The organism is Synoicihabitans lomoniglobus (assembly GCF_029023725.1).
GTDB lineage: Bacteria > Verrucomicrobiota > Verrucomicrobiia > Opitutales > Opitutaceae > Actomonas > Actomonas lomonigloba.
Map to the genome: position 1 here is coordinate 4,697,734 of NZ_CP119075.1, position 12,096 is coordinate 4,709,829.

The following is a 12,096-nucleotide window of genomic DNA, read 5'->3' on the forward strand; positions in this document are numbered from 1 at the left end:
CGAGGGCCGGATTTTCCGGTTCATTCTCCGGCTAACACCTAACCGGACCGGTCAGCGCGTCTCCTCATGCATACCGAAAACCAGGAGACGACAGACCGGAAATCAGAACGAGAACGTATTGGTGAAGGACCAGTTGAAGCCGTCGGAGATGCGATAGGCACCCGGCGAACCATCCGGTTGCACGCTGATCGGCACGAGGTGCGGGCTCTCGCCGATGTTGCGCAGGTTGAGCTGCACGCGCCAGGTGATCTTCTCGGTGAGCGGTCGCTCGTGTCCCACCCACATGTCCACGTGGTCCTCGGACGCGCTCCAGATGGGGCTGTCGACGTCGAGGTTGTCCTGCGCGGCGTTGAGACGGTAGCCGAGGATGCGGCTGTCCGACCAGCGGTAGGCGAGTCCGACGTTGGTGCCCTTGAGCATGCCTTCGTCGAACGAGTAGTTCGTGACCATGTTGAAGCGCCAGGGCGCCATCTCCGGCACCATCTTGCCATTGGTCTGGAGCTGGAACTGGTAGGCGGACCAGATGTTGGTCTCGTAGGTCTGGCGGAAGGTGTCACCACCGCCCCACCACAGCCGCAGGTCGCCGGCCGGGGATTGATACTTGGCGTATTGAGCCTCGACGAAGTTGACCAGATCCTGACCGAGGGACGTCTGCGACGCGGTGGTCTTGGACGCATTGACGGAAACATTCAGGTTCTTGGTCGGCTGACCCGTCAGCTCGAATTCCCAGCCTTCCGACTTGTTGTTGGCGGTGCCGGTCGGCCAGGTGCCGTTGATGCGGCCACCGCCGGCGGGCTGGATGTCGCCAATGGCGGGGGACGGATTCCAACCCGGGAAGGCGTTGGCGTAGTCTCCCGCGACGGCGGCGGCGTAATTGATGTTGAAACCGTAGGCGTCAAACCACTCGGCGGACTGCATCTGGGACAACCAGGAACTGACGGCGGCCTTCTGGGCGATCGTCGAGGGATGGTTGTTGAATTCGGCGCTATTGGGATCGGTGAATCCATTGAATCCTTCATCGACGTGCGCCCAGTTCCAGAACCACTCGTTGCCGGCCTGGTTGCCATCGAAGCCGTTGAGGTAGGCCATGACGGTGCCGGTGCCCCATGCTTCGAGGTTGCGCAGGTAGTAGGTGTTGGACCCGAGGGTCGACACTTCCGTGCTCACGCTCGAGAGGTTGGCGTCGGAGACGGTGGTCTCATACTTGGTGACCTTGAGCTGGAGGCGATCGTCGAGCGTGCTGATGACCACGCCGTAGTCCTTGGTCTCGCCCTTGGCGTTGGGCAGCGCGTTGCCGCCGAAGCCGTAGCGATTTTCCACCCGGGAGTTGCGACCGTTGCTGTAGGTCAGGCTGAAGTTGGTGCCGTAGGGCAGACGTTCGCGAATCGATCGCGGCGTGTGCAGCACCAGACCCCAGCTGCGGCTCTGGCCTTCGCTGATCCCGGTGGTGGTGTCGAGCGGATCGAGTGCGGGATTGATGTGCGCGTAACCGTCGGTATTGCCGGCTTCGTTCGAACTGGAGGCGCCCGACCGCAGTTTCTGCGTGTCTTCGCGCCAGCCGTAGGTGCCCACCAACAGATCGTCGATCAAGTAGGCCTGCCAGGTCAGGGCGGTCGATTCAGTCACCCGCTGCACCCGACTGATATCGGTGTAGAGCTGGTCGATGTCGCCGTTGGCGGCGTTGAGCACGTTGAAGGAACCGGTGGTCCATCCCACGTAGTTGCGGGGATTTTCGGACTGCGTGGAATCTTCACCGGCGGGATCATTGGTCAGACCGCGAGCGGTGTTGAACCAATAGGCACCCGGATCGACGCCCGGCGCATTCCAGGTGCTGTCGAAGTATTCGATGCCGTGTTCGCCGGACGGGTCGTGGATGCCGGTGATCCGCGGCAGGTTGAGACCGGAGGCGGAACTGGTCGCACTGAGGTTGCCGGACAGGTAGTAGACCCAGTCGAGTGTGACGTCACCCTGTGACAGGCCGCCGGTGTTGGCCCCCAGATCAACCGGGCCGCCGCCGCCGGAACCGATGGCGTCGGACCAGGACGGATCAACCGCGTAGCGCACGAAGTTGCGGTCCTCGCGGTCGTAGGTCTCGTCCGAATACACGCCGGTGATGACATGGCGGCCAAGCATGCGGCCGAGGAAGGAATCGCTGCCCAGCCAATCGGCGACATCGAGATCCGCAAACGCCGTGGCGCGCAGGTTCTCGCGCTCACTGAAGCTCGTGCTGTTGCCCCCGTTCTTGGAGTTGCCCCCGACAAAGGCGCGGCCGACGTTGGGGTTGGGCACGACGATGTCGGCAAACGCCCCCGGGTAGCGCATCAGGTTGGTGCGGATATCAACCGAGAGATACGGATCGTTGAGATTGCGGGTCTGGCCGTCGTCATACTCCTGCATGTCGTAGACGAGCTCTACGCCCAGCTTGCCGTCGAAAAACGTCTGTTCGAGCGTGACGTTGTAGGCGTCAAAGTTCTGCCACTCGCGCTTGGCTTCGCCATCGAGCAGGTTGTTGTAGAAATCGAAGATACTGGTGTCGGTGATGGACTTGCGCTTGTAGAAGCCCTTGTCCGCCGCGGGAAAATCCCCGGCTCCGATCCGGTCCGAGTTCTTGGCGGCGTCGGCATAGTTGCCGATGCCGATGTTGGACCCGTAGGGGAATCCATCGATGCTGCCATCGCGTTCGCCCGCCGGATTGATGCCGAAATAGGTGCCGGGACTGGCTTGGTAAACGGCGTTGTAGCTGCTGGCTCCCGCGGAGTCGTAGATGAAGGTCGGGGCGCTGACGTTTTGCAGTCCGGGTCCGAAGTATTGCACGACCCATGGGTTGGGCGTCACGCCGGGGGCGACGTCGGAGGAGGAGTAACTCACGACGCCGGCGGCCCACGCGTAGTAGGGATCCCACGACTGCCGATTGATGGCGTTGGCATCAAAGTAAGGCGTGATGTGATCCCAGGGCGGGAGCGAGCGCGGCCGGTTGGCGGTGACTTCACCGCTTTCGTAGTTCGCGCGAATCACGGTCGAGGCGGAGTCGGTTTGCAGGAACGACGGCGCCCAACGCAGGGCACCGAAGATCCGGTCGGCGCGGTTGAAGGCGGGTTTCTGACGATACTGCGTGTCATCGGAAACACCGGACAAACGCACCGCGAGTTCGTTCTCGATCAATACTTTGTTGTAGTCGAACGAGCCGCGCATGCTGCCATGGCTGCTGACGCGAAACTCCACATTGCCGGAACTGCGACCGAGGGTGGCGCCGTTGATGCTGGTATTGATGATACCGGCCGGAGATCCGAAGCCGAACAGGATTGAATTGGGACCGCGCTGCAGATCAACGCGACCGACATTGTAGGCATCCCACGGGATGTCCGATTGGAAGAGGTCACGCGTATTGTCGGCCGAATCGAGACCCCGCACGCGGGTGTTGTTATTCGGCCGCAAAAAGTTGGAGCTCTCGTTGGCCCCATCGATGAACGTGCCGCCGACGCCGGCGTAGTTGCCGTAAACGCCACCGACTTCCGTATTGGTCGTGTATTGGAGCAGAGACTGATTGTCGGTGGCACCGGTGTCCTTGAGGAACTCCGCGGTGATCACAGTGATCGACGACGCCACATCCTTCAAATCGGTGCGAATGCGCGAACCGGCCAGGGTGGACGTGGCGCGGTAGCTGCCCGCATCCTCCTGGGCATCAACGGTGAAGGGCGACAGCATGACGATATCCTCGTCATCGACAGTGCCATCGGAAGATCCGACGGCGGTTTGAGCCGAGACCGGCCAGGTCAAACCGAGCAGGCCGGCGGCCAACGCCTGCGGTAGCCAGAAACGGCGCGCAGCAGGCGGAGCTGAGTAGGTTTTTGTGAGCATGGGGCTAGGTGTTTGGGTTGTTACCGAAGCCACCACAGAGACACCACCCGACGCCGTTTCAGCCCTGCCGGAGCAGAGGTGAGAGGACAAACCGGGGCAGAGTTTGGGTGACTTGATGTTTCGTTAAATCACTAATGATTTATGGTTCAATCTTTTTCGCATCACCCGACAAAGCCTCCCCGATCACCGTCGGCCCAGCCCTTGCCTCCGCGCCGGGCCGTGGACGCAAAGCACGCGTCGATTCGTCGCCTTCCCCCGGTCCGGAAAACCCCCGCCCGACCGCCACTTACCGCTCCTTAAACCAACCGCCCTACGACTCCGGCGCGCTTTCGGGTGGCGCCAGATTGCGCCGATCGAGACGGACCGGAAACGGCACCGGCTCGGTCGTGACAATATCGGTCCCGCCACGGACCACGGGATCAGTCGGGGCTGCGCCCAGTTCCAACACCACGATCTCGTTGCCATCGTCGCGTAACCAGTGCCGCGGCACGAAGAGTGAGCGCTGCGCTCCACGCTCCCAGAAACGGCCGAGGTTGTGACCATTCACCCACGCCACGCCGAAACTCCAGGCGCGCAGATCGAGAAACGTGCCGCCCTCTGCGGCGGTTTCAAACCGGCCGCGATAGAACGTGGGCCCGATGTGCTCAGCTCCGGCCTGAGTCACGGTGCTGCCATGCGGCAACGGCAGGGAAAACATCTGCCACTCCGTCAGCTCGTCCCCATTGAGCCATGCGCCGCCGTCGAGTCCCTTGCGCGCACGATGTTGCGAGTGTTGCGCGGTGATGACGCTGATGCGGCCGAGGTTGTAGACGAGCAAGTCGAGCGTCACCGGCCCGGATTCATCCAACATGATGCGGTTGGTATCGAGGCCGTAGCCCACGAACGATTGCGCCACCTCGCGACCGTTGATCATCACACTCGTGTAGTCGCGTGCGTCGCGCAGTTCGAGTTCGCCGCGAATGCCACGGGGAAAATGTTTCCGGTAGAGCACGAAGCCGTAGTCCTGCCCCAACTCCTCCATGGTGGCCGGATGTGCGGCTTCCAGGGTCGGCTTTTCCGGCAGCACATCGAGCAACGCGGCGCTGCGTTCCAACCGAAACTCGGGCACCGTGGTCACGGGCGGATCGGCCGGCACCGGCGGCAGGTCGAGGTCGAGACGCTCCGCCAACAGGTGCCGCAACGCGTGGTATTTTTCGGTCACGCGCCCGGCTTCATCCACCGGCGCGTTGTAGTCGTAACTCGTCTGCACGGGCAGAAACTCGTTGGCCCCGTTGAAGAACCCAAAGGTCGTGCCGCCGTGGAAAACGTAGTAGCAAAACGACACGTGGTGATCGAGGAGGAAGCCGGTCTTGGCCACAATGTGCTCGATCGAAGCGTGGCGCGTCGCCAATTCCTGACCCCAGCCGCTGAACCACGCCGTGTAGAGCTCCGACGCAAACGCCGGGTCGCTCCCGATCACGCCTTTGGTCATGTCGAGCGCGCGCTGGTTATCGAGTCCGTTGCGCCCCCGCAGCACCCCCGGCAGGTTTATGCCGAAGTCGCGCTCGGCGGAGAAGAACGGGTCGCAGGTGAACAGCGGGACTTCGTAGCCCGCGTCGAGAAAGATGCCATGCAGCGACTTGAGGTAGTCGTTGTTGCCGCGCGCGACCATGCCGTATTCGTTTTCCATCTGCACCATCAGCAGCGGCCCACCCCGCGTGACCTGCATGTCCTCAACTTCCTGATACACGCGTTCGATGTAGCGCTTGCTCCACGCGACGTAAGTGGGATCGTCGGTGCGGATTTTCACGTCCGGGTAACGCGCGGTCCACCACGGGATGCCGCCATACTCGACCTCGGCGCAACAATACGGCCCGGGCCGTAAAATCGCCCACATGCCGTTGGCCTGACAAAGCTCCAACATGCGGCGCACGTCGGTCATGCCCTCGAAAACAAACTCCCCTTCCTGCGGTTCACACAGATTCCAGAACAGATAAAAGCTCATCGTGTTCAGCCCCATGGCCTTGGCCTGCTTGATGCGATCCTCCCAATCCTCCGGCAATACGCGGCCGAAATGCATCTCCCCGGCGGCGATCAGGATGGGTTCCCCATCGAGCATGAAGTTGTCGTCGCGCAACTCCAGCGCGTGTGGCTGGCCGTCGGGCACGGGCGCAGCGGCGAGGGCAAAGGCGGGAAAGAGAGCGCAAACACTGAGCGTCAGGAGCGAGCGAAAGGTCATCGGTGGAGAAATCGGCGGATAAGGTAAGGTGACAGGCGCACCACGGTGGGTTTCAGGCGCGCGTTACGGGGCGCTGCTTGCGGGCATGCCCATGCTGGGCCGCAGGTGTCGGGCGAGCGGATTGGGGTCGAGCGCCCGCAGGCCTTCGACGACCGTCAACGCATTGAGCTCCGCGCCGTCCCAGCCGGTGTGCACGCGTTTGTCGGCAAAGAGCGCGGTGACGGCGTCCTCGCCGAGCACGTCATACTTGCGCGCGATGCGTTCGTTGAGGTCGACCAGCGCGACGTCTTCCGCCGCCGCGACGGCGCGAGTCCAATCGGCGTGGCTGTCGGTGCTGCGGGCGATTTTCCCATCCTTCCAACTGTTGCGCGGCACGAGCGTGCACAGCACGGGCGTGGCTTCCTGGGCGCGAATGTCGGCAATGTAGCGGCGCAGATACCAGCCGAACGTGTGCACGATTTCCGTTTCCTTGGTCGTGGCATCTTCGCGGGTTTCCGTTTCCTCGCCAATGCCCCGCAGCGCGCCGCGCGAGCCGTTGTCGTTGTGACCAAACTGGATCAGCACGACATCGCCTTTCTTGACCTGCGGCAACGTATTGGCCCAGTGCCCGTTGAAGGTGCGCGCGCCCGTGCCGCCGACGGCGCGGTTCACCACATTGGTCGCAGCCGGATAAAAATACTTCTCAAACGGATCGCCCCAACCGAACTGCCCGTCGTAGCCGTTGCCGCGCCCGTTGCGCACGGTGGAATCACCGATCAACCACACCGTGGGTCGCGTGGGATCGGCTGGCTCGGGCAGGTTGAGCCAGGTCATGAATTCCTCGCGGGGACCACCTTTCGGCGGAGGTTGCGGCGGCACGTAAACGTCACCGGGATCGGCCATCGGCACCATGCGGCCCATGAGGGAGAGGTCGCGGATGATCGACTGTTCGCGCAGCCCTTTCAGGCCGCTGACCACCATCATGGCATTGATGCGCGCACCATCCGCGCCGTTGTGCACATGGTCACGCGGGAAGAAGGCGTTCACCGCGTCGTGGCCGAGTTTTTCGTAAACATCGGCGATGAGTTTGGTGTGGTCGATGAACGGCAGTTTTTCGCTCTCCGCCAACGCCCGCGTCCATTGACCGTAGTCACCGGAACCGCGCTCAACCCGGCCGTCCCGCCAGTAGTTGCGCACCGTGAGCGAGAGCAGGATCGGCCGCGCCTGCTTCGCCCGCACGTCGGCGATCATCTGGCGCATATACCAGCCAAAGGTATGCACGACTTCGGGCTGCTTCGTCTGCCGGTTGTCGATCGCTTCGGTTTCATCGCCCAGTCCCGGCAGCGAGCCGCGCGCAATGCGCTCATGGTTGATCGGGCCGCCGTCGTTGTGACCGAATTGGATGAGCACGATGTCACCGGCTTTGACCTCGGCCAGGAGTTTCGCCCAATGCCCTTCGGTGATGAAGGTGCGACTGCTGCGTCCGCCGCGAGCGCGGTTAACGACGTTGACGCGCGTTGAATCGAAATACTCGCCGAACATGCGCCCCCACCCCGTCGCGACCGGATTGCCGTTGGCCGCCGTCGAATCTCCGGCAATGAAGATCGTGGGCAACTCCGTCGGCTCGGAAGTCGCGTCCGCCACCGGTTCGGCCGCATGGGCCGGGACCACGAGTCCCGCGAGGAGGAGGACGACCGCCGTCCGGTGCCCGAACCGGCGCAGGTCGCGCATGAGGTGGGTGGATAATAACATGGTGCGGAGTGGAGTCAGTGCGCGGCGGCGGCCAACGTGGCGGTGGGGGTTTTCTCGTCCCATTCGAGGCGAACGTAATCGTAGAGAATGCCGTTGTTGATCGGTCCGGCCGGCACGATGATTTTCACCACATTGGTCCCGCGCTGCAGCATCGCGGCGTCGAAAGCCAACTCCGTTTCATACCAGAGTCCCTGCCGACCGTGACGGGCGATCGCGCCGTCGCTCATGGGCAACGTAATCGTGCCAACCGACTGGTCATTGACCGTGATTTCGAGTTCGCGCGTGGCGGTGCCGCAGAGCGCGAGACGCAACACCGCCCGGCCGGACAGCGTGGCATCCACATCGAAGGTCACCGCGAAAGGCGTGGCGCGACCTTCGTCACGAATACCGTAGAACGGACGCGGCTCCACGTCGGGATTCTCGTTGTGCGGCACTTGCTGGAAAAACCAATCCTGGCGAAAGTCGCTCTGGCCCACGACGAAGTTCACGTCGTCGGGAAACAGTTTCGCGTAGTCGAGCGGGATCTGCGGTTCCCAAAACGACTCGCCCCGGAACAACTCGGAGCCGTTACGGTTGGGGATGCCGATCTCCCAAAGCTGACGACCGTGGCGCACCGGCATCCACGTGATTTTGCCGAGATCCACCGGCCCCGAGCCGATCGTGACATCGGCTTGAGCGAACTCGCCCAGCACGCCATCGGCGAAGGCGCGCAGCGTGTAGGTGCCGGGCCGAACGTGGGAAATTTCAAACCGGCCCGCGTCGGTCGCTTCCGTCCAGAACTGGTAGTTTTTCGCGTCACGCTGCCAGCCCACCACGGTGGGTTGGCCACTGCGACCGACGATCGGCGAGGTCCATGGCGCGGCGGTGAGACCGACACGCACATTGCTCATCTTCGCCCCGCCGGGCGCGAGCGGATCCGTGAGCACGAGTTCGCCCCGGACAGTCGCCCGTTCGGTGGGCGACGGATAATCCACGCCGTTCACCCAGGCATAAGGCCACGCGCTCGCTTGGACTTTTTGCTGAGCCTTGGCGTCGTCGAACATCACCTGCGGGTCGTCACCGGAATTCACATACAGCATGAACGGTCCGATGACTTTGGACCACTGTTCGCCCGCGGCTACATCGACGGCGGAGCCGCCGTAGTGGCTGCTGCGCCAGTAGTTCAATACACACGGGGCGGAGATGCGGTTGGTGTCACGATGGCCCTGAAACTCCACTTTGGTCGGCCCGCCGCTCATGTATTCCATCGAGGCGTTGAGGCACCAAAATCCGACGTTTTCGGTCGTGCTCGACCAGCCAAACGTCGGGTTGTCGGTCTGCGGCACGGTGTAGACGTATTTGTCCCCTTCGCGCAGTCCCTTCGGGTAATATTTGTTGTGATGCGCGCCGTCGGCGACGCTCATCCAATCAAAGAAGTCCGCCAGCTTCGCGCAAAACCGCGCCTCGCCCAGCGCGGTGGTCGGGTAGTCGGCCGGATGCTCGAAAGCGCAATACGTGTAGACCCCGGACTCGCCGCGACCGAGCGCGAAACGGATCTCGATATCCGCTGCAAATTGCCCCTTCGCGTCCCAACCGCCGCGCACGCCGGGACCCGTGCCCATGAAGCGATCCCGCGAGATGCCTTTGACCGAAACTTCCGCGCGCTCACCGCCATTGGTTTTCGGATCAATCGTGATGCGGGCGATCGCGTCACCCGATCCGCGCGGCCCCATCGCGTCGTGGGACCAGAAGCCGTATTGGTGATCGGTGAACCCGCGATTGACGCCTTCGGGATTGTGGCCGGGCGGGTCTTTGGCGAGGTCGGGCGTGCCGTTCTCATTGAGGAACGTTGCGAGCATTTCGCGTTCGCCGTAGCGCAGCGAAACGAGATCGCCGGACGCCTTGGCCACGCGTGCGGTCACGATGCCGTTGGCGAGAATGTATTCGTCGGCGGTTTCGCTGAGCGTGACGGCCGTGGCCGCCATCGCGGCGCTCGCGGACACCAACAGCGCTGCGAACAGGGGGAGGAGGAATCGGGGTAGTTTCATATACAAAAGGGTTAGGGAAGATGCGTCTTCATCCACGCGATGACTGCCTCCTGGGCAACGGTCGGAAAGCGCGTGTAATCGTGGGGTTCGAGCAAAGTCAGGTCGGCCGCAGAACCCTGCTGCGCGAAGGTCGGTCGGGCCCGCTCAACGGCGGCGCGCACGGCGGCGGGGTCGGTGCCTCGCCCCATCGTCGGCTGCACGACCAGCACGGGTCGCGGCGCTATCGTCGCCAGCAATCCATCGTAATCGTAGGGAATGCGGGCCTCTTCACCGATGAAGAAACCCAGCTTCGGCAGCAAACTGCGTTGATGACTGAAGCGCGCGATTCCGCCCGCGATGGAATCGACCGTGTCGGAGCGTAGCGGACTGAATCCGGCAATCGAAACCACGCCGCGCACGCGCTCGTCCAACGCCGCCGCATGCAGTCCGACCGCGCCGCCGAGCGTGTAGCCCAGCGCGTAAATACGTTGCCCGTCGACCAGGTCCTGTCCGTCCAACGCGTCAATCGCCGCGCTCACATCATTGACCATCCGGCCCAACCGCGACCACTCGGGGTAACGTTCGTAAAACGGCGCGGTTTCCGCCTGCCGAGAGCCGAAGCCCGACTGGTCAAATGCCAAGACCGCATAACCCGCCTGCGCCAGCGCAAGGATCGGATGCAGGTCGCGCCGGTAAACCCACATGTAGCCCAGCGGATAGCTGTAACCATGCAGCCAGATGACGGTCGGCAGACGCTTCCCTTCCGGCCGATCCCGCGGAAAAAACAGATCACCGTGCAAGCCCCGCCCGAACGACACCCGGATCGAGTCGACAGTATCATTATCGGCGGCGAGCCAGCCGAATTCCTGAATCCGCCCGCGACTCGCGACCCAGGCGGGCACATCCGGCGTGAGTTGGCCCGGTCCGCTGCCCTGTGCATACGTCGGGCCCGGCACCGGCTTGGCGGGTCCACGCCGCCAAAACGGCACGGGGGTCGGTGGCTGCGGGGGCGTCGGCCCTAGCATGGCGCGCACCGCCGCCCGGGTGGACTCAACCGAGAAATCGCCGGGGGCGTGAACGGGATAAGTCTTCGGATCAAACTCCGCCGCGTGTTGCGACCGCCAAACCTCCCAATCCCACGCAAACATGCGATCGTTCGACCACGCCGCCTTGTCGGCGGTGTGACCGAACTGCAGGTCGAGCCAATCGAGACATTTTTGCGGATCGATCGAGCCGTGAAACCCGGGGCCGCGCAACAGGCTGAGACGCTCCGGATGTCCGAGCAGCGCATACACACGTTGCGCCGAGGCAAAGGACTGTTCATTGGCCCAGACGTTGGACACCTCATCGTTGAGGCCGTATTGCATGAGGCACGCGCGCGGCGCGATCGCGGCGACGAGCAGATTGGCATCGACGGGCAACCGATCCTCGTGGCCGGCAAAAAACCGCATGCGCGGATGGAACCAATGTGGGAACATCATCGTGGTCGACTCGATGCTTTCGCCCATGCCGAACTCGCCCGCCAACCGCCACGGCAATACGCCGCCCACGCCCGTGCTGCCGGCCATGACGGCGGCGATGCGGGGCTCGATGGCCGCCGCGATAGTGGCCATCTTGCCATCGCGCGAATAGCCGTAGAGGCCGATGCGGTTGTGATCGATGTCCGCTCGCGTCTCGAGATAGTCGACCACCAGTTGCACGGCCCACGCGCGGCGCGGCAGCGCGGCGAAGTCATAATCTGGATACAGCTCCGGCAGGTCCGCCGTATCGTCCATGAAATCATTGCCCGCAAAACCGACGGCGGCGTAACCCCGCGGAATCAAATGCTCCGCCCAGCCATCGAGCGAGGTCGTGATCACGGCCGGGTGCGGACCGGGACCGTCCGGCACGGTGACTTTGACGCGCAACGTCCCGCGATCCTCCGGACCGAACACCAGTTGCACGGTGCGCGCGTGGTAGCCGTCGCCCGCGGTCGACTCGACTGCCACCACTCGCGTCAGTGCCGGTTTGGGAGGAAAGCGGCCGAAAAAGTAATGTTCGTATTGGTCGAGAATCTCGTCCCGGCGGGCGGACCAATCGGCCGATGTCGCGACTGGGCGCCCATCGAGAAAACGCAAGGGATCGGGCAAAAATTCACTGCGCGGCAACGTATCGAAATCCGGCGGCAACTCGCCCGTCTTTTCCTGCCACGCGTTCCACTCCGGCACGGTGGTGAGATTCTCGCGCATCCATCGGACCTGTGCCTGTTGCGCTGATTCGGGAGTCGCATGCCCCCCGAGTGCA

General features: G+C 63.2%; 5 protein-coding genes. All 5 read right to left on the reverse strand.

Annotated features, from left to right (window positions below; translation table 11 throughout):
- Positions 1-102: 102 nt before the first annotated feature.
- The gene (locus PXH66_RS18005) at positions 103-3,858 is read right to left on the reverse strand and encodes a TonB-dependent receptor plug domain-containing protein (protein ID WP_330931098.1); all 3,756 of its coding nucleotides are present in this window, start codon (positions 3,856-3,858) and stop codon (positions 103-105) included.
- Between the two features lie 310 nt (positions 3,859-4,168).
- Positions 4,169-6,076: a beta-galactosidase gene (locus PXH66_RS18010; RefSeq protein WP_330931097.1), complete on the reverse strand. Its 1,908-nt coding sequence runs from the start codon at positions 6,074-6,076 to the stop codon at positions 4,169-4,171.
- 63 nt (positions 6,077-6,139) lie between these two features.
- On the reverse strand, positions 6,140-7,807 hold the full coding sequence (locus tag PXH66_RS18015; RefSeq protein ID WP_330931096.1) for a rhamnogalacturonan acetylesterase: 1,668 nt from the start codon (positions 7,805-7,807) through the stop codon (positions 6,140-6,142).
- A gap of 14 nt (positions 7,808-7,821) precedes the next feature.
- Positions 7,822-9,834 (reverse strand): polysaccharide lyase family protein, encoded by a 2,013-nt coding sequence (locus PXH66_RS18020; RefSeq protein WP_330931095.1) that lies wholly within the window; start codon positions 9,832-9,834, stop codon positions 7,822-7,824.
- Positions 9,835-9,845: 11 nt separating this feature from the next.
- Positions 9,846-12,041 carry an alpha/beta fold hydrolase gene (locus PXH66_RS18025; protein WP_330931094.1) on the reverse strand — a complete coding sequence of 732 codons (2,196 nt, stop codon included), beginning with the start codon at positions 12,039-12,041 and terminating at the stop codon, positions 9,846-9,848.
- Between the last annotated feature and the right edge of the window lie 55 nt (positions 12,042-12,096).